The 25,515-nt window shown below is 38.5% G+C and carries 24 protein-coding genes, 1 riboswitch and 1 other annotated feature; of the genes, 22 read left to right on the forward strand and 2 right to left on the reverse strand.

The features are described from left to right. Positions 1–12: 12 nt before the first annotated feature. From murD to H5R88_RS04605, 21 genes are all read left to right on the forward strand, one after another. Positions 13–1,383 (forward strand): UDP-N-acetylmuramoyl-L-alanine--D-glutamate ligase, encoded by a 1,371-nt coding sequence (gene murD, locus H5R88_RS04505; protein WP_182600371.1) that lies wholly within the window; start codon positions 13–15, stop codon positions 1,381–1,383. Position 1,384: 1 nt separating this feature from the next. Next, the gene (gene murG, locus H5R88_RS04510) at positions 1,385–2,497 is read left to right on the forward strand and encodes an undecaprenyldiphospho-muramoylpentapeptide beta-N-acetylglucosaminyltransferase (protein ID WP_182578183.1); all 1,113 of its coding nucleotides are present in this window, start codon (positions 1,385–1,387) and stop codon (positions 2,495–2,497) included. Positions 2,498–2,524: 27 nt separating this feature from the next. Further along, entirely contained in the window at positions 2,525–3,370 is an 846-nt protein-coding gene (locus H5R88_RS04515; protein WP_182600372.1) for a cell division protein FtsQ/DivIB, read from the forward strand. 120 nt (positions 3,371–3,490) lie between these two features. Further along, on the forward strand, positions 3,491–4,864 hold the full coding sequence (gene ftsA, locus H5R88_RS04520; protein WP_182578185.1) for a cell division protein FtsA: 1,374 nt from the start codon (positions 3,491–3,493) through the stop codon (positions 4,862–4,864). Between the two features lie 17 nt (positions 4,865–4,881). Next, positions 4,882–6,129 (forward strand): cell division protein FtsZ, encoded by a 1,248-nt coding sequence (gene ftsZ / locus H5R88_RS04525; RefSeq protein WP_182600373.1) that lies wholly within the window; start codon positions 4,882–4,884, stop codon positions 6,127–6,129. 69 nt (positions 6,130–6,198) lie between these two features. Beyond that, positions 6,199–6,615 (forward strand): cell division protein SepF, encoded by a 417-nt coding sequence (locus H5R88_RS04530; RefSeq protein WP_182578187.1) that lies wholly within the window; start codon positions 6,199–6,201, stop codon positions 6,613–6,615. A gap of 18 nt (positions 6,616–6,633) precedes the next feature. Next, the gene (locus tag H5R88_RS04535) at positions 6,634–6,894 is read left to right on the forward strand and encodes a YggT family protein (RefSeq protein ID WP_182578188.1); all 261 of its coding nucleotides are present in this window, start codon (positions 6,634–6,636) and stop codon (positions 6,892–6,894) included. 25 nt (positions 6,895–6,919) lie between these two features. Beyond that, complete coding sequence (locus tag H5R88_RS04540; protein ID WP_182578189.1) at positions 6,920–7,705, forward strand: YlmH family RNA-binding protein; 786 nt, start codon at positions 6,920–6,922, stop codon at positions 7,703–7,705. Positions 7,706–7,726: 21 nt separating this feature from the next. Next, positions 7,727–8,470 (forward strand): DivIVA domain-containing protein, encoded by a 744-nt coding sequence (locus H5R88_RS04545; RefSeq protein WP_182578190.1) that lies wholly within the window; start codon positions 7,727–7,729, stop codon positions 8,468–8,470. Between the two features lie 20 nt (positions 8,471–8,490). Then, positions 8,491–8,710, forward strand: a binding site (T-box leader). Positions 8,711–8,767: 57 nt separating this feature from the next. Continuing rightward, a complete protein-coding gene (ileS, locus tag H5R88_RS04550; protein ID WP_182578191.1) occupies positions 8,768–11,563 on the forward strand; it encodes an isoleucine--tRNA ligase in 2,796 nt (931 codons plus the stop codon). A 113-nt stretch (positions 11,564–11,676) separates the two neighbouring features. After that, the gene (locus H5R88_RS04555; protein WP_003666775.1) at positions 11,677–11,880 is read left to right on the forward strand and encodes a cold-shock protein; all 204 of its coding nucleotides are present in this window, start codon (positions 11,677–11,679) and stop codon (positions 11,878–11,880) included. Between the two features lie 12 nt (positions 11,881–11,892). Continuing rightward, positions 11,893–12,444, forward strand: a complete 552-nt coding sequence (locus H5R88_RS04560; protein ID WP_182578192.1) for an NUDIX hydrolase — start codon at positions 11,893–11,895, stop codon at positions 12,442–12,444. Next, complete coding sequence (locus tag H5R88_RS04565; RefSeq protein WP_182600374.1) at positions 12,437–12,706, forward strand: hypothetical protein; 270 nt, start codon at positions 12,437–12,439, stop codon at positions 12,704–12,706. Before H5R88_RS04560 ends, H5R88_RS04565 begins: the two co-directional genes overlap by 8 nt. 14 nt (positions 12,707–12,720) lie before the next feature. After that, positions 12,721–13,416, forward strand: coding sequence for a 5'-methylthioadenosine/adenosylhomocysteine nucleosidase (locus tag H5R88_RS04570; RefSeq protein ID WP_182600375.1), 696 nt, complete (start codon positions 12,721–12,723; stop codon positions 13,414–13,416). Positions 13,417–13,436: 20 nt separating this feature from the next. Further along, positions 13,437–14,591 (forward strand): cysteine desulfurase family protein, encoded by a 1,155-nt coding sequence (locus H5R88_RS04575; protein ID WP_182578195.1) that lies wholly within the window; start codon positions 13,437–13,439, stop codon positions 14,589–14,591. A 1-nt stretch (position 14,592) separates the two neighbouring features. Continuing rightward, entirely contained in the window at positions 14,593–14,931 is a 339-nt protein-coding gene (locus tag H5R88_RS04580; protein WP_182578196.1) for a DUF1831 domain-containing protein, read from the forward strand. A 107-nt stretch (positions 14,932–15,038) separates the two neighbouring features. Further along, complete coding sequence (gene mnmA, locus H5R88_RS04585) at positions 15,039–16,172, forward strand: tRNA 2-thiouridine(34) synthase MnmA (RefSeq protein WP_182578197.1); 1,134 nt, start codon at positions 15,039–15,041, stop codon at positions 16,170–16,172. Positions 16,173–16,308: 136 nt separating this feature from the next. Continuing rightward, on the forward strand, positions 16,309–16,965 hold the full coding sequence (locus tag H5R88_RS04590; RefSeq protein WP_182578198.1) for a histidine phosphatase family protein: 657 nt from the start codon (positions 16,309–16,311) through the stop codon (positions 16,963–16,965). 12 nt (positions 16,966–16,977) lie between these two features. Beyond that, positions 16,978–17,661, forward strand: a complete 684-nt coding sequence (locus H5R88_RS04595; RefSeq protein ID WP_182600376.1) for a tetratricopeptide repeat protein — start codon at positions 16,978–16,980, stop codon at positions 17,659–17,661. Between the two features lie 21 nt (positions 17,662–17,682). Continuing rightward, entirely contained in the window at positions 17,683–20,178 is a 2,496-nt protein-coding gene (gene recD2, locus H5R88_RS04600) for an SF1B family DNA helicase RecD2 (protein WP_182600377.1), read from the forward strand. 69 nt (positions 20,179–20,247) lie between these two features. Beyond that, on the forward strand, positions 20,248–21,222 hold the full coding sequence (locus H5R88_RS04605; protein WP_182578201.1) for a ribose-phosphate diphosphokinase: 975 nt from the start codon (positions 20,248–20,250) through the stop codon (positions 21,220–21,222). 121 nt (positions 21,223–21,343) lie between these two features. Here the strand turns inward: H5R88_RS04605 and dapF are convergent, their stop codons facing one another. Next, positions 21,344–22,339, reverse strand: coding sequence for a diaminopimelate epimerase (dapF, locus tag H5R88_RS04610; RefSeq protein ID WP_182600378.1), 996 nt, complete (start codon positions 22,337–22,339; stop codon positions 21,344–21,346). A gap of 12 nt (positions 22,340–22,351) precedes the next feature. After that, entirely contained in the window at positions 22,352–23,710 is a 1,359-nt protein-coding gene (locus H5R88_RS04615) for an aspartate kinase (protein WP_182578203.1), read from the reverse strand. A gap of 206 nt (positions 23,711–23,916) precedes the next feature. Next, positions 23,917–24,096: riboswitch (Lysine riboswitch) on the forward strand. Positions 24,097–24,187: 91 nt separating this feature from the next. Between H5R88_RS04615 and lysA the strand changes: the two genes are divergently transcribed. Continuing rightward, complete coding sequence (gene lysA, locus H5R88_RS04620; protein WP_182578204.1) at positions 24,188–25,498, forward strand: diaminopimelate decarboxylase; 1,311 nt, start codon at positions 24,188–24,190, stop codon at positions 25,496–25,498. Positions 25,499–25,515: the final 17 nt, after the last annotated feature.

Consider the following 25,515-nt stretch of genomic DNA (forward strand, 5'->3'; position numbering starts at 1 on the left):
GAGTAAAGAGAAATGAAAAGAATTGATGAGTATCAAGGTAAAAAAGTTCTTGTAATGGGGTTCGGAATTAGTGGAATTAATGCAGCCCACTTATTAGTAAAACTCGGTGCAAAGGTTACGGCTAATGATAAAGCTATTCCCAAAACTAATGAGATTGTTAATGATTTAGAAGCTGATGGGATCAAGGTAATTACTGGTGATAATCCAATTTCATTAGCTAATGAAGGATTTGACGTTGTAGTAAAAAACCCTGGAATTCCTTATGATAACCCATTAGTAGCTGCGTTTGTTAAGCAGGGAATCCCTATCATTACCGAGGCAGAACTGGGGTGGCAAATTTTTGATGGTCATCTTGTAAGTGTAACCGGAAGCAATGGAAAAACCACCACAACGACTTTAACTCAGTTAATGATTGCTGAAAATGCAAAACATCAAGTGAAGTATGCAGGTAATATTGGAATTTCCTTTAGTAAAATTGCTGAAGATTTAGGTCCAGATGATACATTGGTCACCGAATTATCTAGCTTCCAATTATTAGGGGCACCAACAATTCATCCTCATATTGCAATTATCACTAACATTTTTTCTAACCACCTAGATTATCATAAGACACGGGAAAACTATATTAATGCAAAACTTAATATTACACGAAACCAAACCAAGGATGATTTTTTAGTCATTAATTGGGATCGTGATGAGTGGCAAAGGATTGCTCAGCGTAGTCAAGCTACTATTGTGCCATTTTCTCGTCTAAACAAAAGTCATGAAGGTTCTTATGTCGAAGATGGAATGATTTATTGGCGTGGTCAAGAAGTTATGCCAACAAAGGATATTCGCTTGATTGGTCCACAAAATGTAGAAAATGCTTTGGCAGCAATTGCAGCTGCAAAATTAAGCGGTGTTACAAATGAAGCAATAAAGAAGGTCTTAACAACATTTAGCGGCGTTCGTCACCGTTTACAATACGTGATGGAATACCAAGGACGGCTTTTCTACAATGATTCAAAATCAACTGATATTGAAGCTACTGAGGTTGCCTTGCAAGGGTTTGATCGTCCAGTGATTCTTTTAGCGGGTGGCCTTGATCGTGGTTATACCTTTGAACGATTGGTTCCTTACCTTAAAAAGCACGTAAAGGCGATGATTGTCTTTGGTGAATGTAAAGATAAAATGAAGGATGCAGGAAATCAGGCTGGTGTTTCTGTGATCGAAAGCGAAAATGCAATTACTGCGGTACCAGAAGCATGGAAGTTGAGTGAGCCAGAGGATGTTATCCTCCTCTCTCCTGCTAATGCTAGTTGGGATCAATTCCCAAGTTTTGAAGTTCGTGGTGATAAGTTTATTGAAGCAGTTGAAGAATTAACAGGAAAGAAGGAACAATAAGATGCGGTTATTGGTATCAGGTGGTGGAACTGGTGGTCATATCTACCCTGCGCTGGCATTAATTGAGCGTTTAAAGCAGGTTGAACCAGATACTGAAGTACTATATGTTGGAACAACCCGTGGTCTTGAAAATAAAATTGTACCAGATGCTGGAATTAAGCTTGAGACAATGCACATGCAAGGATTCAAACGTTCTCTTTCTCTTGAAAATTTCAAGACTATCTATCTTTTCTTAAGCTCTGTTCATCATGCCAAAAAAATTGTTAGTGAGTTTAAGCCTGATGTTGTTTTAGGCACGGGAGGATATGTAAGTGGTGCTGTCCTATATGCTGCAGCAAAGAAGCATATTCCAACAGTGATTCATGAACAAAATAGCGTTGTTGGGGTAACCAATAAATTTTTAAGTCGCTATGTTGATCAAATTGCAATTGCCTTTGAAGCTGCACGCAGTCAATTTCCGGCTGAGAAAGTTACAATGGCCGGTAATCCTCGTGCGCAACAGGTAGCGGCGAAAAAGAATAGTGACTTTTCATGGACAAGTTATAACTTGCAAGATGATGTACCAACCTTAATGATTTTTGGTGGAAGTCAAGGAGCACCAAAGATTAATAGGACAGTAGTTGACGCTATTCCGGAATTCAACAAGCGTCCTTATCAAGTCATTTTTGCGACCGGTCAAAAGCGGTATGATGATGTAAAAAAACAACTTGCAGAAGGTAATATTAAACCGGCTGATAATGTTAAAGTTGTTCCTTATATCAAAGACATGCCGGCTAAGATGCCACGGGTAGCAGCTTTAGTATCTCGAGCAGGAGCAACCACTATTGCTGAGGTAACGGCACTCGGAGTTCCCACAATTCTAATTCCTAGTCCGTATGTTACTGCTAACCACCAAGTAAAGAATGCTCAAGCTTTAGTTAAGAATAAGGCAGGACTAATGATTACGGAAGACAAGTTAGATGCCCGGGCTTTATTGACCCAAGCAGATAAGATTATGGAAGATGAAGAAGTTCGTAAAGAGATGGCTCATGCTGCTGAGAAAATGGGGCGGCCAGATGCTGCTGATAGATTAATTAAAATCTTGCATAAGGCAATTGATGAACATGAAAAATAAAGTATAGATTAGGAGGGAGGAGAAAAGATGTTGGATGATAGATCTGCGATTGAGCATCATAAATATTCGCGACGATTAACTGAATTAGAAAAGCGAAGTGCTGCTGCTCAACAGCAACAAAACAAGCGATCTCCTAAAACTCATATTGGTAATAAAATTCGCGGAATTAGGGTTAAGCGTTATGTTTTTAATGGTGAGCGAGTTTTAAAATTAGTCGTACTCTTCAGTGTTATTCTCCTCTTTATGATTTATATTATTTCTCCGTGGAGTAAGGTTACCACACTTCACGTAACTGGGAATCATGACTTAACTAAGGAACAAGTAGAAAAAAATACAAATATTTATCCAGGGCGTTTTATTTGGGGCGTTTATCTTACCCGTCATCAACTTATTAAACAGGCTATTCATAAAAATCCTCAAATAAAAAGTTTAAAGGTTGAGGTAACTGGCCCCCAGTCTTTACGAATATCTGTAAAAGAAAATGCTCTGTTAGGAACAGCGGTGATAAATAATGATACATACGCTGTTTTGGCTGATGGTCAATTGCAGCGGACAAAAAGTGCTGACAATGGAATTGCTTATAAACGTTTTGATGGTCATAAAAAAGCTCTTGCTACAGCGGCCACTCAATTAGGAAAGTTGAAGCCAGCAATAAGGAATGGTATTTCAAGTGTGAGTTATCAACCAACTAAGGAGTATCCGGATCGTATTATTATTTACATGCGTGATGGTAATACGATTTATGGTGACTTAAATACTATCGGGGATAAAATGGAATATTACCCTGCAATTGCAGCAAGTATGAAAAATAAGGGAATTATAGATCTCCAAGTCGGTGCTTATTCTTATGATTATGGGTCTAAGGATAAATGATTTTGTGAAAAACCTTGATAATTCTCTTTTTTGTCAATGTTTATCTGTGGTAAAATTCTTATATAGGTTAAAAATACAATTAATTTAATTAATGATAGTCTTAGGAGGGTTCCTTTTAGAATGAATAATTCAGAAGTATACGTTGGATTAGATATTGGAACCACCTCGATCAAGGCACTGGTGTGTGAAAGTGTTAAGGGGCAGTTAAAAGTTATTGGTGTTGGTGTAGAACGATCGGCAGGATTAAACCGAGGAGTTATTGTCGACATTGATAGAACCGCTCAGGCAATTTCGGCGGCGGTAGCGCAGGCTGAGGAAAAGTCCAACGTAGAGATTAAAAGTGTTGTAGTTGGCTTACCGGCAAATTACTTACAAATGCAACGGGTACACGGTATGATTACAATTGCAACCAGAGGACAATCAAGAGAGATTGTTAATCAAGATGTAATTGATGTTGCTCGTGAAGCGTTAACGCAAAGTATTCCCCCTGAACGGGAAATAATTGATTTGATTCCAACAGAGTTTACTGTTGATGGCTTTTCTGGTATTAAGGACCCGCGTGGAATGGTTGGTGTCCGTTTAGAAATGAAGGCCACCTTGTATACAGGACCTAAGACCATTATTCATAATACAAAAAAGGCAGTTCAACAGGCTGGGTATGATATTAAGGATTTTGTCATTACGCCGATTGCAACAGACTTTAACCTCCTTAACGATGGGGAGCAAGATTTTGGAACTGTTGTTATTGATTTAGGTGGGGGGCAAACCACAACTAGTATTATTCATGATCATCAATTAAAGTATACTTATGTTGATCCTGAAGGTGGAAAATATATTACTAAAGATATTTCTACGGTCATGAATACATCATTAAAAAATGCTGAACAGCTTAAGTTAAATCATGGGTACGCTATGGCATCCTTAGCTGATAAAGATGTACAAGTTGACGTTGATGTTGTTGGTCAAAATGACCCAGTCCAATATTCAGAGCAGTATTTATCAGAAATAATCGAAGCACGAGTACGGCAAATTTTTGGTCGTATTCAAGATAGGCTGAAGGCAATTCATGCCCCTGAATTGCCTGGAGGAGTAGTCTTGATTGGTGGAGTGGCTGCTCTGCCAGGAGTTAAGGAGCTTGCTGAAGAATACTTTACGGGTAATATTAAGGTGAATGTTCCAGAACAAATGGGTATTCGGCACCCTCGCTATGCTGTTAGTTTATCTTTGGGGATGTACGAAAACCAATTATCAGATATTGATCGATTAATTAAACAAACTGTTCAACGAATTGATACAATTAAGAGTCCACATGAGGAAAAGAGACAAAATGTTAATCAGCCACGTCAACAATGGACTGAAAAATCTGGTAAATTACAACATTCACGGCAAGAAGCACAGCAGAAACCAGTTACGGAAGAGTCGGCGCCAAAAAAGAGAAAACAAAACGGCCTAAGTAATCGGTTTAAAAACATTTTTAATAATTTATTTGACTAATTTGGAGGAATACTGCTATGGATAACGAAACGTTCGCTAACGATAACCAATTTGCAGAAGCACAAATCAAAGTAATTGGTGTTGGTGGAGCTGGCGGTAATGCTGTCAACCGAATGATCACTGAAAAGGTGCAAGGTGTTGACTTTATCGTTGCTAACACTGATCTACAAGCATTAAATAATTCTCAAGCAACAACTAAGATTCGCTTAGGACCTAAATTAACGAAGGGGCTAGGTGCTGGTTCAAATCCAGAGGTTGGTGAAAAGGCTGCCCAAGAAAGTGAAGAACAAATTAAAAAGGCTCTTGAAGGAGCAGATATGGTTTTCATTACTGCCGGAATGGGTGGTGGAACTGGTACTGGTGCTGCTCCCGTAGTAGCCAAGCTTGCTAAAGATAGCGGGGCATTAACGGTTGGTGTTGTGACTCGTCCGTTCTCCTTTGAAGGACCTCGTCGAGCACGTTATGCCGCGGAAGGACTTGAAAAATTAAAATCAAATGTTGATACCTTAATTATCGTTGCTAATAATCGTTTACTAGAAATGATTGATAAGAAGACGCCAATGATGGAAGCATTTAAGGAAGCTGATAATGTTCTTCGTCAAGGTGTTCAAGGTATTTCAGACTTGATTGTTACCCCAGGTTACATCAACCTTGACTTTGCTGATATTAAGACATTGATGTCTAACCAAGGTTCTGCCTTAATGGGTGTTGGTGCTTCTACTGGTGAAAACCGTGCCACTGAAGCTACTAAGAAGGCTATTTCTTCGCCATTACTTGAAGTATCAATTGATGGGGCGCAACATGTTTTAATGGATATTACTGGTGGGAAAGACTTATCAATGTTTGAAGCTCAAGAAGCATCAGATGTTATTAAACAAGCCGCTGGAACAAATGTTGATATTTCATTTGGTATGTCCTTAAATGAGTCAATGGGTGATGAAGTTCGCGTTACTGTAATTGCTACTGGAATTGATAAGAAAAAGAAAATTCAACAACAACAGCCAGCAGAAAATGAGGCACCACGAGTTACTCGGTCTGTTCCACAAGAAGAACAACCTGTTGAGCAACCAAAGCAACGTGATCCTTTTGATGGTTGGAATGATCCAACAGCCGATACCAGTAACCAAACAAGAAATTCAGACAATGAATTTTCACACGTTACTAAACCAGAATTTAACGTATTTAACGATGATGCAGCTAATACGGATGACAATGATGATACTAACTTATCGACTCCACCGTTCTTTAAGAATCGTCGTAAGTAAATAATTTAGAAAAAGGGTGGATTCTTTATCCGCCTTTTTCTGTTTAGACCTAGAAGGAGGGTTAATATAATGGCAGCAAATTTTTTGAAAAGCCTCTTTGGTGAAGAAGACATTGATGAACAAGATGGTCTCTATGGAACAAGTGAACAAGTTCCAACACCGGCAAATACAAGTAATAAAGTAGTTTCAATTAATAGTGGACATTTTAATCAAATGAGTCAAATTTCCTTATACGAACCTCGCCTTTATGCAGATGTAAAGCAGATCGCATCTCAATTATTAGAAGGACATGCAGTGATCGTTAACTTCACTCAGATGGATGCAAATGTTGCAGCACGGTTAGTAGACTTTTTAAATGGAACCGTTTTTGCAATTGATGGTGAAATGAAACGTATTGGAAAGGAAATCTTTCTCTGCACACCTAAAAATTATGAAATTTCAGGTAGTTTAACAAGCAATTTAAAAAATGATGGTGATAAATTTTAGTCACTAAAAGGAGTTAATATGATCGCATTTTTATTATGGGCTCTTAATCAATTGGTTGATGCTTATATTTTAGTGATAGTTGTGTGGTGCATTATGTCATGGTTTCCAAATGCACGTAATTCACGACTCGGTGATATTATTAATCGGTTGGTAGAACCTTATATGCATTGGTTTGACTTTGTTCCTCCAATTGGGGGGCTAAGTTTTGCGCCGATGATAGCTATCCTTGTACTATATTTTGTTCAAGCAGGATTAGCACAAATAGCAGCAATCATTTAATTAATGTTTTAAGAGGAAGTAGAATTTGAGCGAAGATAATATTAAACAACATTTTCGCCCGGATGAAGCCAAACTTATTGACCAAGCTAATGACTGGATAACTACTGCAGAAGGTCAATATCGTCCAATCCTCACTCCTTTTTTAAATCCACGTGAACGTTTTATTGTCCAAACGATTGTTAATCAAAATAACAATGTTAAAATAACAATGTATGGTGGTTGGCAAGGCGCAGAAATGCAACGAGTTCTAATTTATCCGCCTTATTATGAACCCTCTATAGAAGACTTTGCTTTACAGGCTTTAGAGATTAATTACCCTGTTAAGTTTTCAGAGCTTCATCATCGGCAAATAATGGGAACATTGATCGGTGAGGGGATGGAGCGGAATGCATTTGGTGATATTTTAACTGATGGGTTGCATTGGCAAGTTATTGTAACAAAACCAATGGCAAAGTATTTACGGGAAAACGTTGAACACGTTGGTCGAATTAAGGTTAAATGGATTCCAATCGCAACAGAAGCCGTAGTAACACCTAAAGAAGAATGGGTACCGATAGTTACAACGGTTTCGTCACTACGGTTAGATGTTGTGGTAGCTGCAGGCTTTAATTATTCTCGAAACCGGGCAAAGCAATTAATAGAGCATGGTCAAGTTCGATTAAACTGGGAAGAAATTGATCGTCCAGATTATCAAACTGTGGTTCATGATTTGATATCTGTGCGTCATGGTGGTCGACTCAGAATTGATATGACCAATGGTAAAACAAAAAAAGATAAAGAAAAAATTACCATTTCAGTTGTAAATGCGTAATTTGAATGGAGGAATTTACTCATGAGTTTGACGGTTGATCAAATTAATAATAAGCAATTTAATACTAAGATGCGGGGGTATAATCCTGAAGAAGTCCAAGAATTTATTCAGGAAGTTTCACAAACAGTTCAACAATTAATAACTGAAAATAATAATTTACAAGAACAAGTCCGTGCTAATGATAGTAAGATTAAGTATTTTGCTGACTTAAAAGATTCCTTAAATAAGTCAATCTTAGTTGCACAAGAAGCAGCTGATAAGGTTAAAAATAATGCTAAGCGTGAAGCAGATATTATGATTCGTGAAGCGCAAAAGCAAGCAACCGATATTGTTTCGGAAGCTAATGATAAATCAAACCAAGTAATTGAAGATGCTGCTAATTCTACTAAGAAGTTAACCAGTGAAACCAATGATCTTCGTAAGCAAACTCGGATCTTCCGTCAACGTCTTCAAGTTATGCTTGAATCTCAATTAGAAGTCATTAAGAGTAATGAATGGGATAAGCTTTTGGAAAATGATGATTTGAGTAAATATGATGAAATTGAAAAAATTTTAGGTAGCCGTCTTGACAGCAGTTCCGCAACCAGTGTAGAATCAACTGCAACAACTGCTAGTGAAGAACAACCTGTTGAATCAGAACAGCCGGTTGCTTCTGCTGAACAAACAGAAGAAGAGAGTGCACCTGCACAACCAACAGCTGTTAACGATGACAAAGGATCAGATGCACCTGAAACTGTTGTTGTCTTCCCTGATAATAACAAGTAAATCACTAGGATCGTATTTTAATAAAATCGTTGAAGAGAATTGGAATAATTATCATAACATTAAAGCGAGTCAACAATTGGTGGAAGGTTGATAATGTTTAAATATTCCTGATCATCTCGGAGTACCTCATTTGAGTTAGTTAGGATGAGGCGGTTCATTATCGTTATCTAATGACATAAGGAAACTTTAATCTTAAAGTTTTAAATCCGGGTGGTACCGCGAAGAAGCTTCGTCCCAGTAATGGGAGGAAGCTTTTTTATTATTAAAATACAAGAATTAATGAAAGGGGTAGTTACAATGCGTGTTAAAGATACGTTAAACCTTGGCCGCACTAAATTTCCAATGCGTGGAAAGTTACCTGTAACTGAGGCACAACGAGAACAGCTATGGGAAGAAAATAAAGTTTATGAACTACGACAAAAATTAAATGAAGGAAAGCCTACTTTTGTTTTACATGATGGGCCTCCATATGCTAACGGTAATATTCACATTGGTCACGCTATGAATAAGATTTCTAAAGATTTTATTGTGCGCTATAAGTCAATGTCTGGCTACCGGGCACCTTATGTTCCTGGTTGGGATACTCACGGCTTGCCAATTGAACACCAATTAACTAAATCTGGTTATGACCGTAAGAAGATGAGCTTAACTGAATTTCGTGATCTTTGCCGTGAATATGCTCTTAAGCAAGTTGACAAGCAACGGGCTGACTTTAGGCGTTTAGGTGTAAGTGGTGAATGGGATCACCCGTACCTTACCCTTGATAAAGAATTCGAAGCTGCTCAAATTCGGGTATTCGGTGAATTTGCTAAGAAGGGTCTATTATATCAAGCTAAGAAGCCAGTTTACTGGTCATGGTCTTCAGAATCAGCCTTGGCAGAAGCCGAAGTTGAATATCATGATGTTGTTGCTAAAACTGCCTTCTTTGCAGAACAAATTAAAGATGGCAAAGGCCGTTTAGATAATGATACATATTTAGTTGTTTGGACGACTACACCATGGACCATTCCAGCCTCAGAAGCGGTTGCTGTTAATGCAAAATTTGATTATTCAGTTGTAAAGCCTGCTAATGATGACCGAAAATTTGTTGTTGCCACTGACCTTCTTGATAAATTAGCTGAAAAGCTTGGCTGGGAAGATTACGAAGTTGTGGATCATTTAATGGGGCAAGAGCTTGAAAGGATGACTACTCAGCACCCATACCTTGATCGTGATCTTCTTGTTGGCGTGGCTGATTATGTTACTGCTGATGCTGGTACTGGCCTTGTTCACACTGCTCCTGGATATGGGGATGATGATTATAACTTTGGTAAAAAGTATGACTTACCAATTTTTGCCCCAATCAATGATCAAGGTATTTTAACCAAGGAAAACGGTGAAGGCTTTGAAGGGGTATTCTACCAAGATGCTGATGACGTTTCTCTTCAAAAGTTAGAAGAAAACAATGCCTTACTTCTTCAAGAGCCATTACAACACAGCTACCCATTTGATTGGCGGACAAAGCAACCAATCATCTTCCGGGCAACTGATCAATGGTTTGTATCAATTGAAAAGATGCGCCAAAATATTTTAGATGCCTTAGAAGACGTTAAGTACCGCCCAGAATGGGGAAAGGTTCGTCTTCGCAATATGATCAAAGACCGTGGTGATTGGGTAATTTCTCGTCAACGTGTTTGGGGTGTGCCTTTACCAATCTTCTATGCTGAAGATGGCACACCAATCATGGAAGAAGAAACAATCAATCATGTAGCAGATTTATTTGCTAAGTATGGCTCTAATGTTTGGTTTGAACGTGAGGCAAAAGACCTCTTGCCAGAAGGTTATACTAATGAACACTCTCCAAATGGTCAATTTACTAAAGAAACTGACATTATGGACGTATGGTTTGATTCTGGTTCATCACACCAAGGGGTATTAGCTGAACGTGATTATTTAACATACCCAGCGGACCTTTACCTTGAAGGATCTGACCAATATCGTGGTTGGTTTAACTCGAGTTTGATTACCAGTGTTGTATGTTCAGGACATGCGCCATATAAGGAAATCGTTTCTCAAGGGTTCACACTTGATAAGCGCGGTAACAAGATGAGTAAATCTCAAGGTAACGTTATCGACCCAAATAAAGTTGTTCAACAAATGGGTGCAGAAATTATCCGTTTATGGGTAATGAGTGCTGATACTTCGGCTGATGTTCGGGTATCGATGGGGACATTCCAACAGATTTCTGAAGCATATCGTAAGTTGAGAAATACGTTCCGCTTCTTACTTGCTAATACTAGTGACTTCGATCCTGAAGAAAATACCGTTTCTTATGAGAAGTTACAATCAGTAGACAAGTACATGTTGGTTAAACTTAACCACTTCTTGAAGACAATGCGGGAAGATTTTGATAACTACGATTTCCTTGATGCTTATAAGGTATTGATCAACTTTGTAAACAATGATCTTTCAGCTTTCTACATGAACATTGCCAAAGATGTTCTCTACATTGAGGCTGAAAATTCAGAAGTTCGGCGGTCAATGCAAACTGTCTTCTACGATATCCTTTTGACACTTGTTAAACTTCTTACGCCAATCCTTCCTCACACTACCGAAGAAGTATGGAGTTACATGAATGAACCGGAAGATTTTGTTCAATTAACTGAAATTCCAGATCCACGGACATTTGATGGTGAAGAAGAGCTATTGAGTAAGTGGGATGACTTTATGGAAGTGCGTTCACATGTTCTAAAGAGTCTTGAAGAAGCACGGAATGCTAAGCTAATCGGTAAATCTCTTGAAGCTCAGGTTGATCTTTACTTAACCGATGACCAAAAGCAATTACTTGATAGTCTTAATGAAAACATTCAATTATTGCTAGGAGTTTCTGCTCTTCATGTCCATTCAGCTGATGAAGCGCCTGCTGATGCTGACCAATACAGCGATGGGGTAGCAGTTAAGGTTACAACTGCTAATGGTGAAACTTGTGCTCGTTGTCGTATGGTTAAGGAAGATGTTGGCAGTGATCCAGCATATCCTGAATTATGTGCTCGCTGTGCTGCTATTGTTCGGGAAAACTTCCCTGAAACAGCAGAAGATGGTTTAGAAGAATAATAATCTCTAAAAAAACTGGTTTTCGCTATCCAGTAAATGACAATTATTTTTAAGCGGTGTAAAATACCAAGTGACACTTGTTGCTTGGTATTTTATTATGGAGTTGGTAAAAAATGCTCAAAGGAAAAGTAAAAAGTTTTGACGAACAAAAAGGATGGGGCTTTATTACAGTTCCTCATGAAGGAGAAATTTTTGTTCATTATAGTGGAATTGAAGGAACGCGTCGTCGCATCCTTCACCCTGATGAAGAGGTCTCATTAGTAATTGTTCAAGGACAAAAGGGACCGCAAGCAGCACATGTTCGTGTTTTAAGATAAGGATGGGTTCTAATGGAATTTGAAGAGCGACCAATAAGTAGTAAAACAGTTTTTCACGGCCATTTAATCGATGTTGAAGTACAGCAAGTTATCACCCCACATGGGAATATAACACAACGAGAAATCGTCCACCACGCACCAGCAATTGCGATTTTGGCTTTGACGACTGATAATAAAATGATTCTTGAAAAACAGTGGCGCGCACCAATTGCGAAAACAACCCTTGAAATTCCTGCGGGGAAGCTCGACCAACGGGATGCTGATAATGCTCTTCATGCAGCTAAACGTGAATTAAATGAAGAAACAAGGTATGAAGCAACAAGTTTGAAAAAAATTTCTTCATTTTATACTTCTGTTGGTTGTATGGATGAATACATGACTCTTTATTTGGCCACGGGATTAAAACGAGTTAGCAACGAGCTGCCGCAAGATCAAGATGAACAGTTGATTTTAAAAGAAGTAACTTTACCACAAGCACTTGAAATGATTGATCGAGGCGAGATTGAAGATGCTAAGACAATCATGGCAATCTATTACTGGCAAGGAATGAACAACCGTGGATAATAAACAACAAGATGAGCAACAAGCACGTATGTCACGTAGTCAATACCGCCAACAGCAACGTCAGACTGAACAACAACCTATTAATGGAGCAACAGAAAATACAACTGATCAACTTTATAGTCGCGAAACAGTTGCTAGTCAGCGTCATGACGAAACAGTGGCAGAAAAAACGGTGCGCTTGAAACGCCGCTTAAATATTGCAATCATTGCTTTGATTGTGGCAATTATTATTGTTTACTTAATACTATTTTATGTTGGATAAAAAAGGAGAAAAATATGCGATTTGGAATTATTTGTGCAATGCCTGAAGAAATTAAAGAATTAACGGCAAAGTTATCCGATAAACAAGAAAATAAAATCGGGGGTAAATCCTATCTTTTCGGTAAAATCAATAATCAAGACGTTGTATTAGTAGAATCAGGGATTGGTAAAGTTGAAGCGGGAATTACTACTGAACATTTGATTACTGATTGTGGGGCAGATGTTGTAATTAATTCTGGATCAGCTGGTGGAATTGGGGAAGGCTTACATGTTGGTGATATTGTAATTTCAACTGAAACTGCCTACCATGACGTTGATGCAACTGCATTTAATTACCGTTATGGCCAACTCCCAGGAAAAGAAGCACGCTTTAAGGCTTCTGACCAATGGGGACAAGCTTTAGAAAAAGCCGGCGAAAAGACTGGCTTAAATGTAAAACGAGGATTGATTGTTTCTGGTGATCAATTTATTGCAAGTTCAGAAGCAATTAAAGAGATTTTGAATCATTTTCCAGATGCACTTTCTAGTGAAATGGAAGGGGCAGCGGTTGGACAAGTTGCCACTGACCACCAAATTCCATATGTGGTAGTACGAGCAATGTCGGATACAGGTGATGAAGACGCCGGCGTTAGTTTTGACGACTTTATTATTGATGCCGGAAAACGCTCTGCAAATATGCTTCTTCAGCTCTTTGCAGATTTAGATAAGTAAAATGGAAGGATGAAAAACTCGTGAGTGAGATTTATTTGGATAATGCAGCAACAACCCCGATGACTCCGGAAGTGATTGCGGAAATGACTAAACAAATGCAAGAATCATGGGGTAATGCATCGACTGGTTACTCTTATGGGCGTCATGCTAAACTTGTAATGGAAAATAGTCGTCACATTCTTGCCCAAAGCATTAATGCTGATGATAATGAAATTATCTTTACCAGTGGAGGAACTGAAAGTGATAATACTGCTATTATCCAAACCGCTTTTAAACGGCAAAATTTTGGTAAGCACATTATCACAACTGCCATTGAGCATGAGGCGGTCTTAAAACCTCTCCATTTTTTAGAAGAACATGGCTTTGAGGTAACCTATTTACCAGTTGATGAAAATGGTAATATCTCAATTGATGATTTTAAGGCAGCCCTTCGTGATGATACAATTCTTGTAACCATTATGATGGAAAATAATGAAGTTGGTAGCCAAATGCCAATTCATGAAATAGGTGAAATTTTAAAAGATCATCAAGCATGGTTCCACACGGATGCTGTTCAAGCATATGGACTGTTGCCAATCGATGTTAAGGCTGATCACATTGACATGCTATCAACATCGGCCCATAAAGTTAATGGTCCTAAAATGATGGGCTTTTTATATCGTCGTGATGGGATTAGTTTTCCAAGTCTTATTAAGGGAGGAGATCAAGAAACTAAACGCCGTGCGGGTACTGAGAACGTGCCTGGAATTGCTGGCTTTGCTAAAGCGATTGAGTTAAACACACCAGAAGTAAAGAAAGAACGGCGTGAGCGTTATTATGATTTTAAGCAAAAGATTGTAAATTCGCTTAAGGAAAATAACGTTGATTTTGAAGTTAATGGTCAAATCAACAAGACACACGTTCTTAACTTATGGTTTAAAGGAATTTCAACTTATGTTATCCAGACGGACTTGGACCTTGCAGGAATTGCAGTCTCTGGTGGGTCTGCATGTACAGCTGGTAGCATTGAGCCTTCTCACGTTTTAACAGCGATGTTTGGCGCTGACAGCCCTCGCATTAGTGAATCAATTCGAATTAGTTTCGGCGGGTTAAATACGGAAGAAGATATTGACCAGTTAATCACGACAATTGTTAAAACCGTTGAAAACCTAAAGAAGATTAATGGAGACAATTAAAATGGAATTTACAAAAACAGTACAAATTTCTGGTGATAAAGATAAATATACAATCAGCCCAGAAATAAAAAAATACGCCTTGCTTGATTTAGGATTTGAACAGACGAACCGGGGAAACTTTGAATATTTAGGCAGTCTCGATACTGATAACCCATTTAAACCTGTTGCCCGTCTTCGGATTTTAATTAACAGTGATTTAGATGGTTTAAAAATGGAAACTCTTTCGGGAAATGGCTTACGAAAAATTAATATTTTTAATCACCAACGAGCAGCTGAATTTGTTCAACAATATCACTATATTTTAGATGAAATGGTCGCCCGGCAAATATTCACTAAATAAAAACTGTGCAGGGATTGAAATACTCTGGTACAATGGTTATCACTGGATGCATGCGACCTTCAATCGTAGATTATTCCAGAATCTATACGAAATGATGGTGATAATTAATGGCTGATAATAGTCATACACGTGTGGTAGTAGGAATGAGTGGGGGAGTTGATTCGTCTGTAACGGCTCTCCTCTTAAAACGCCAGGGATACGATGTCGTTGGTGTCTTCATGAAGAACTGGGATGACACTGATGAAAATGGTGTTTGTACTGCCACTGAAGACTACAAAGATGTAGCAAAAGTTGCTTCTAAGATTGGGATTCCATATTATTCCGTTAACTTTGAAAAGGAATACTGGGATCGGGTTTTCAAGTATTTCATTGCCGAGTACAAGAAGGGCCGGACACCAAATCCCGATGTTATTTGTAATAAGGAAATTAAGTTCAAGGCCTTTATCGAGTATGCTAATCAGTTAGGGGCTGATTACGTCGCCACTGGCCACTACGCTGATGTAAAGCGTGATGAGAATGGCCGGATGCACTTGATGCGCGCTAAAGATCAACATAAGGATCAAACTTACTTCTTAAGCCAACTGGATTACAAGCAGTTGGATAAGGTAATGTTTCCATTGGCTGGCTACACTAAGCCAGAAATCAGAAAGATTGCTGAAGAAGCTGGTCTGGCTACTGCTAAGAAGAAGGATTCAGTTGGAATTTGCTTTATCGGTGAAGATGGTCATTTCCGTGAATTCTTGAGTCAATATATTCCTGCCCAACCAGGGAATATGGAGACCCTTGATGGCAAAGTCGTTGGTCAGCATATGGGATTAATGTATTACACCATCGGTCAGCGGCGTGGACTTGGTCTTGGGGGTAACAAGGAAAGTAATGAGCCATGGTTTGTGATCGGTAAAGATATGAAGAAGAATGTTCTTTATGTCGGCCAGGGATATGAGAATAGCCATCTTTATGCTACTTATCTTGAAGCTAGTGATATTCATTGGGTTGACGATGTGGTTAGCCGTTATGGACGTGATTTTCATTGTACGGCCAAATTCCGTTACCGGCAGACAGATGTTGGTGTTACAGTTCATTTGTCAGATGATGATCAAATGGTAACAGTCGAATTTGATGATCCTGCACGGGCCATTACTCCAGGTCAAGCAGTTGTCTTTTACGATGGAGAGGAATGTCTGGGGAGTGCTATTATTGATCGGGCTTATAGTCATGATCGGCAACTTCAATACGTTTAATTCATATTTTTAAACCTTTAAGAAGGCAGAAGTAATTTGGCTTTTGCCTTCTTAAATATACATAAAGTAATAACTCTGTGATAAACAATTGCCGCAAACTCTGGTAAGATAGTAGATAAAAGGAGTAACGACAGAGATGACAAAAGTTTATTTAATTCGGCACGGAAAAACGCAATGGAATTTAGAGTCCCGTTATCAAGGTGCCAATGGAGATTCACCGTTATTAAAGGATAGTTATCGGGAAATTGAATTATTAGCAGGTTCTTTACAACAAATACCTTTTGATCATGCTTATACTAGCCCCTTAAAGCGTGCTCGTGTAACGGCTCAGGCATTGTTGAATCATTTAAATCCAGAAATTCCATTAACAATTGATAGTCGGTTGAAGGAATTTAACCTAGGTAAAATGGAAGGAATGCATTTTGAAGATGTTGCGGCAAAATGGCCTGAGGTTTTAAAAAACTTTCGTCATCATCCTGATAAATATGATGAATCGTTGGTAGGAGGGGAAAGCTTTCTTGAAGTAATAGATCGTTTCCGCGCAGCAATTGAAGAATATTGTCGACAGTATCCTAATGGTAATATTCTCGTGATTTCACACGGAGCAGCCTTAAACGCTGCTATTAATGCATTGATTGGGACTCCACTTGCCCATTTAAAAGATCGTGGAGGATTGAGTAATACTTCAACAACGATTCTTACAACTAATGATGCGACCCATTTTAATCTTGAAAAGTGGAATGATACATCTTACCTTCATAAAGACAATGTTGACCCGACTGATACTATTTAAGAGGTGATATTAATGACAGAGAAAAAAGATTTTCGAGATCTTAAGAAAAAGGAAACGGAAAAACTAGTTCATAAACTAGTTGAAGCTATTGATGAACATCCAGATAAAGTAAATAATTATTATGATTTAGGCTCTTTGCTAACCCGGTTAAACGATTATCAACAGGCTGAAGAACTATTTATGAAGGCTTTAGGGATTTTTGAGGCAAAGGGCGACAAGGATGCCATGAATCTTTTAAACTATGGCCTTGGTAACCTTTACTATGAGATTGGTAAAGTTAATGAAGCAATTAAGCTTTATAACAAGATTGATGATCCAAAACTTAAAGCTGATTCTTACCTTATGTTAGCGCAAAGTTATATGAAAAAAGGACAATACAAGCAAGCAGTTGCTTATGGATTAACTGCCCTTGAATTACGTCCAGACGATCCTGAAATTAATCAGGTAATCGGTGACTCATTATTAGCATTAGGCGAATTTAAACAGGCTAAAGCTTACTATGATGCAATTTTAAAGTATCATCCGGGACGTGCTGATACACAATTTAATCGCGGAATTGTAGCGATGGTTCTTGGTGAGCCTTACAAAAACTACCTTACGCAAGCTAAGCAGTTAGATCCTAATTACTATCATAAGAGTGAGCAGCGACTTAATGATATTGAAAAAACGCTTCAGACAACGCAAAAGAAAGATTAGCAACATGAAAGGATGACTTCTATGGCTGAAGAAATCGACCTATTTAAGACGCCAACGGAGCCGTCTTTTTTTATTGGTCAAGTACAATCTGAGATTTTTACTAGTCCAGATTCGTTTTTTAAGGTTTTAATTGTCTCGGTTGAAGAGGCAAATTTTGATTGGCATGAGCCAGAAATTACGGTCACGGGAAGTTTTGGTGATCTTAGTGATGATCAAACTTACCGCTTTGAGGGAAAAATTGTTGAGCATCCACGATATGGACAACAATTTCAAGCAACTTCTTACCATGCCAATCGTCCCACAAGTAGGGATGGATTAATTGATTTCTTGTCTGGAAAACAATTTATCGGAATTGGAAAAAAGACGGCTGAAAAAATTGTTGATAAGTTAGGAACGGATGCAATTAATAAAATTATTGCTGACCCTCATGTTTTAGATGAATTAAAACTTCGCAAAGCAATTAAGGATTCATTAGTTGATAATTTACGGGCAAACCAAGGGATGGACCAGATTATTATTGGCTTAAATGATCTCGGCTTTGGCGCTAACCTTAGTAGTGCAATTTTTGATAAATATGGAGAAGAAACTCTGCATATTATTAATGAAAACCCCTACCAACTCGCCGCTGAAATAGATGGAATTAGTTTTAATCGTGCTGATCAGGTAGCACAAAAATTAGGAATCGCCACGGACGATACACGCCGAATTGATGCAGCAATTATCCAGACGTTGGATGACTTGACAATGGAAACTGGCGATACATTTACCACAACAAAACCACTTCTCCAGCAAACAATCCAGTTGCTTGCGCAAGGAAGTGGTGGTCGAGTTTCTACAGATTTAATTGCCAACCAAATTGTTGAGTTGGAGAAAAAACAAGAAATTCGTTATGCTGATGAAAAAATTTATCCAACTACCCTTTATAACGCGGAATGGCAAATTGCTGATCACTTACATCGACTTCTTACAGTTGACCAAGAAAAATTGCCAGCAACGACTATTGAGAAAACTGTGTCAAAGGTTGCTGATCAATCTGGAATAGTATATGATCAAGTTCAAAAAGAGGCCATTAAAACTGCCCTCAGTAGTAAGGTCATGCTGCTTACAGGTGGTCCAGGAACGGGAAAAACAACGATTATTAAGGGAATTGTGGCGAGCTATGCCAAAATCCATGACCTTTCATTAGATGTAAACGAGTATAAAGAAAAGTCTTTCCCAGTTTTACTGGCTGCTCCTACAGGCCGTGCTGCTAAACGAATGAGTGAAGCTACGGATTTACCAGCAAGTACAATCCATCGTTTGCTAGGACTCAATGGCCGGGAAATGCCAACTGATATGAATGCCCGCGATTTAGAAGGTTCTTTATTGATTATTGATGAAATGTCGATGGTTGATACTCTCTTGTTTAAGACTCTTATTCAAGCCGTGCCGACTTCTATGCATGTAGTTTTGGTAGGTGATAAGGACCAATTGCCGTCTGTTGGTCCTGGACAAGTTTTTCATGATCTTCTAGATTTTGTGGAATTGCCCAAAGTTGAGCTAACTAATATCCATCGTCAGGCTGCTGATTCAACAATCATCCCATTAGCCCATGCTATTAAAGAGGGCAAGCTACCAGCAGATCTAACAAATAAAATGCCAGATCGTTCATTTATTTCGTGCCATGCTAATCAAGTACCAAGTGTTGTTCAGCAAATTATTGATCTTTCTAAAAAACGAGATTATTCTGCAAATGATATTCAAATTTTGGCACCAATGTATCGCGGACAAGCAGGAATAGATCGTTTAAATGAACTCGCTCAACAGGCCTATAATCCACCAGTTAATGGAAAACAAGAAGTTGATTTTAGGGGACTAACTTTTCGTGTCGGGGATAAGGTTCTTCAACTCGTTAATGTTCCAGAAAAGAATATTTTTAACGGTGATATTGGAAAAATTACAGCAATTGAAAGTGGGAGGACGGTCGGCAAGAAAAATGAATCGATTACTGTCGATTTTGATGGTAATGAAGTGAGTTATAGCCGAATGGAATGGAATCAATTACGGTTAGCTTATTGTATTTCGATCCATAAAGCCCAGGGGAGTCAGTTCAAGATGGTTCTTCTCCCCGTTGTTCGACAATTTAGTCGGATGCTGCAACGCAATCTCCTATATACGGCAATTACCCGAGCAGCAGAAAAATTAGTTTTGATTGGAGAACCATATGCTGTTGCCACCAGTGTAGAAAATGAGGCAGTTAATCGGAATACTTCTCTTGTTGAACGATTAACGATGGTTTGGGAAAAACATAATGATTTGCAACGTTCTCTTAAAACTGATACTTTAGAGAATGATTTAACTAAAAATACTGGTTCCGTTAGCTCGCAAATTACCGTAAATGAACAGGCAGATAGCCGATCAGTTGACCCCCAATCTCAAGACTATCTTCTAACGGCGGAATTGATTAATTCGAATAAAATTGATCCATTAATCGGAATGGAAAACATTAGCTTACAAAGTTTGCATCAAGCCAAATAATACTTGCTTGAACAGTAATTTGTTGTCATAATAGTTATGATTATTGTCGAACTTTAAAGGAGTATAAAAATGACCCAGATAAAAAATGCCGATAATGTGCGTTTATTTTCATTAAATTCAAATCCTAAACTCGCTGAACAAATTGCGCAACGTGTAGGAATTCCGTTAAGTAAGGCGTCAATTAGCCATTTTGCGGATGGCGAAATTAAAATTACAATTGACGAAAGTATTCGTGGCTGTGAGGTTTATGTCATCCAGTCAGTTTCTGATCCAGTTAACACTAACTTGATGGAACTATTAATCATGGTTGATGCTCTACGACGGGCAAGTGCTGCCAAAATCAATGTTGTAATGCCATACTATGGTTATGCCCGACAAGATCGTAAAGCACGTAGCCGTGAACCAATTACAGCTAAGTTAATTGCAAACCTTCTTGAAATGGATCAGATTAGTCGTTTGGTAACAATTGATCTTCATGCTCCGCAAGTTCAAGGATTCTTTGATATTCCAGTTGACCATCTCCAAGCAACCAGTCTTTTTACCAAATATATTGAAGAGCAAAACTTGGGGGATGATATTGTAGTAGTTGCCCCTGATCATGCCGGTGTTAATTTAGCACGGAAATATGCTGAACGAATTAAAGCGTCTATTGCGATTATTGACAACCGTAACGATGAAGTTCGGGAACGGACTGAACAAGAAGTACCTGAGTATGTAATTGGGGACGTAAAGGGAAAGACTGCGATTATTGTTGACGATATTGTTGATACTGGTGTCCGGATGAACTTATCTGCGCAAGCCTTGAAGAATTTCGGGGCAGCTAAGGTTTATGGTATTGCTACGCACGCAGTACTATCAGCGGATGCGGTAAATACATTACAAAATTCACCACTTGAAAAGATGATTGTGACAGATACAATCCACCTACCAAAAGAGAAGGAATTCCCTAAACTGGTGCAATTGTCTGTAGACGATCTATTAAAAGAAGCAATTGTTCGAATTCATAATAACCAGTCAATTGATACTTTGTTTAATCGTAAATAAATTTGTTTAGATATCTATCAACTGGTATGAGTGACTAAAAATACATTATTGTTTGTCATCTCAAATGATTAAAAAAGCCGAGGCTAAGAAAAAATCTTAACCTCGGCTTTTTGTGGTTAAACTAAATTGATAATGATGGTAATGAGTCAACGAATGTCTGATAAGCTTGACTTTCATTACTTTCGACAATGTTTTTACGAAGGTCAGCTAGATTAACTGCGTGTAAAGCTGCTTCATCTATGGTAAGAGTATGAGTAAACGTAGCATTACCAATTAATTCGATCCAATAGTTGTAGTTATCACGGTGAAGAATTGTCTTAACCATTCCACCAGGATTATAAACACTAATTGGTTCATTAAAGGATGCTGTGTCTGGATGAGTAAGGGCTAGAGCGAGACTAGTGGCAGACATACCTGTCCCGCAAGCATTCGTAAAGCCAACACCACGTTCAAAAGTTTTTACAAAGAGTTTATTATGACCGAGAATATGGCCAAAGTTAACATTTACCCCATCACTGAAGTAAGGATTATCACTATTTAACCGTGTTCCTAATTCTTCAAGTGCTGGGCCATTTAGTTCTTCCATACTAACAAAACTAATTAAGTGGGGATTTGGAACAGCAAGGGCTGAAAAACGGAGACTAGGATATAATTCAGGGACAAGGGTGTCTAACAAGCGCTCATGGTCAAGGTTATCAAATGGCAAAGCGGTGCGGTCAAACTTTACTGGTGAAATTTCAACGGCAAAAGCGGGAACTCCGGGTGCAAGGTCTTCATGTTGACGAACACGAAGACTAGCATTCATTGTATCAACTTTAAAATCGGTTAAATTATCGCGCTCTGCTACATAACGAGCAACCGTCCTTAAACCATTACCGCACATTGAAGCCTCACTGCCATCTGCGTTAATTACCCGCATTTGTGCTGTTGATCCTGGTCTAGTTGGATGATTAACAACTAACACACCGTCAGCACCGCCAAGAACACCATTTTGTGCATCAGTTATTTTTTTGGTAAATGACACTAATTCTTTATCGGTAAGGGGATTGATTAGTTGCGTTTGGTCAAGAATAAAAAAGGCATTTTGTGATCCGTGTACTCTTAATAATTGCACCATAAATAGTTCCTCCTAATTTACAAAAAAGCGATGGTAGATAGCTCGAACAGCTTCATCTGCATCCTCGTTGTATGTCCCAATCATAATTGCAATTCGTGATGCCCCTTGATTAATCATGGGAACCGCAATGTGTTTTTCAGCTAGGGGCATTAAAATATCATCAATTACCCCTGTGCGATTACGCATACCTTCACCAACAACCATGGTAATTGCGTAATTATCAATCCATTCTAAACGGTCAGGATTAATCTCTTCTTGAATTTCATTGCAGATGGTATCGATTAATTGGTCATTAATTGCATTTCGATCAAGGATAATTGTTATATCATCGATTCCTGAAGGCATATGTTCATATGAGACATTGTGCTTTGCGAGAATTTCAAGGATACGAAGAGTAAAACCTGCTTGCTTATTAAGAAGGTATTTATGGAGGTAGAGGGCCGCAAAGTGTTTTCCGCTCACGACCCCCGTTACAATGTCACTTGGTTGAAAATCTTTATCAGGGACGATCATTGTTCCTGGCTTTTCAGGATCATTAGTATTACGAACATTAATTGGAATATTTCCTTGAATGGCAGGAATCAATGCTTCATCGTGAAAGACGGAAAAACCAGCATAAGATAGTTCCCGCATTTCTCGATAAGTCATGGTAGTAATTGGTTGCGGATGATCGACAATTTGTGGATTGGCTGAGTAAATAGCATCAACATCGGTAAAATTTTCATAAGTGGAGGCATGAAGACCGCGCGCAAGAATTGCACCAGTGATATCAGAACCACCACGGGAAAAAGTAGCAATGTGTCCGGCAAGAGTAAGACCATAGAAACCAGGAAATACTAATAATTCGTTCTCGTTAAACGTAAAATGACTCAAGTTTGCATATGTTTCTGGAATAACGTTAGCATTATTAGGAGTTCCAGTAACGATAATACCAGCTTCACTCGGCGTCACAAAGCGTGCTTCATAACCTAAATGTTGTAAAAGGATTGCCATTAATTGGGCATTTAAGCGTTCCCCATGAGCTTTGAAAGCAGCCAAAAGGTAATTATTATTGGGATATGTATGACTAGGAAGGCCCTCCAGTCGTTCAGCTAATGGAATTAATTTATTCGCTGGTAAATCAAAATAATCAGCAATTTCTTGATATCGATTTAAAATTTTGTCAACAATCTCTTGAGAATTGTGACCTGCGATTACTGCTTGGGCATACTCAATTAGTAAGTCAGTAACCTTAATATCATCAGCAAAACGTTTACCTGGTGCAGATGTGACAATAATCCTTCGTTGTGGATCAGAGGTAATAATATTAATTGCGTTTTGAAAGGCTTCTCCATTAGCTAGAGAACTTCCACCAAACTTTACGACTTTCATACTTAAATACTCCTTTGAGATAATTAGGACTGCTAATTTATCTCTAAAATAATTTAATCGAATTCTAACACATTGAGGGTGACATGCAAGACTTTGAGTTTTAAAAGGCAAGTAAAATAAACTTTCTTACATCTAATGGATTAAAAAAACTTTTTTAAATTTAATTATTTGTGTTGACATTCTCATAAAAGACTTATAAGCTATGTATAAATCGAAGAGGCGCAACTGACACTAGTAAACTAATTTAGTCCGCCAAGACATTGAGGTTAGTTGAACAGGGAAGTTGCCGAAGCGCTTAGTTTGGCATATTAAGTAGCTGGGTCGTAGTTGAATAAGCTACGGACTGTCGTAGGACAATAAGAGCCTGCGTTGCGCTATCGACAAATCAGAATGGATAAGTGAATTCCACTGTTTGTTTGCGCAGACAGTGGATTTTTTTATAGCCTCTTTACTACAAATCTCATGGAGGAATTACAAATGAACGAACAAGTTTCTGATCAACAATTAAATACCGCTGGTCACTTAACAATTGGGGGATGTGATGCGATTGATTTAGCCCATCAGTTTGGTACCCCGCTAGTTGTTTATGATGTTCAACAGATTCGGCAACAGATCCGAGCATTTAAGCAGGTTTTTGAAGAAAATGATGTGGATTATGCAGTTAGTTATGCTAGTAAAGCTTTTTCAGCAATCGGAATGTATCAAGTAGCTGCTGCAGAAGGTGCACATGTTGATGTTGTTTCCGGTGGTGAATTATATACCGCAATTAAAGCTGGTTTTCCAATGGCTAATGTTAGTTTTCACGGAAACAATAAGTCGCGGGAAGAATTGGAAATGGCAATTGATCATCATGTAGGTACAATCATGATTGATAACTTCCATGAGATTGAATTGCTAGCAGCCGTTTTGGAAGAACATGATGCGCATGTTGATGTGATGCTGCGAGTTACTCCTGGAATTTCTGCTCATACAAATAAGTACATTCAAACTGGTCAAGTTGACAGTAAATTTGGGTTTGACCTTCAATCAGGACAGGCAGATAAGGCGTTAGTAAAAGTTCTTGAAAATTCCCGGATGCAAATGAAAGGATTGCATGCCCATATTGGTTCGCAGATTTTTGAACTTGCGGGATTTGAAGGGGTAGCTAAGAAGTTAGTTGAAGTTGCAGCTCACTGGCAAGAGAAATTTAATTATCAAGCTGCTGTGATCAATGTCGGGGGCGGTTTTGGAATCCGTTATGTAAAAGACGACACACCGCTTGCCCCAGAAGAATTTGTGGCAGCAATTATTAAGGCGATCAAAACTGAAATTAAAGAAACCAATCTTACCATGCCAGCGATCTGGATAGAACCAGGTCGTTCAATCATAGGACCTGCTGGTTATAATCTTTATACTGTTGGATCACGTAAAGATGTACCAGGGTTGAAACCATATGTAACAGTTGATGGCGGGATGGGTGATAACATTCGTCCAGCACTTTATGAAGCACAATATGAAACGGTCTTAGCAAATAATCCGCGTGCAGAGTTGGTTGAACATGTTCGGGTAGCAGGAAAATACTGTGAGTCTGGTGATATCCTCAGTCAGAATCAGGCATTACCGGCTACAAAACCAGGGGATGTCTTAGCAATGCTTGATACTGGAGCTTATGGCTATTCAATGGCTTCAAATTATAATCGGAATCCTCGACCAGCAGTTATCTTTGCAGAAAAAGGCATAGCTCAGGTTGTAATTAAACGAGAAACCTATGATGATTTAATTCATTTGGATGAACCATACCAACAATAATTTGACATATATAGACA

The organism is Limosilactobacillus agrestis, assembly GCF_014145585.1.
Taxonomy (GTDB): domain Bacteria; phylum Bacillota; class Bacilli; order Lactobacillales; family Lactobacillaceae; genus Limosilactobacillus; species Limosilactobacillus agrestis.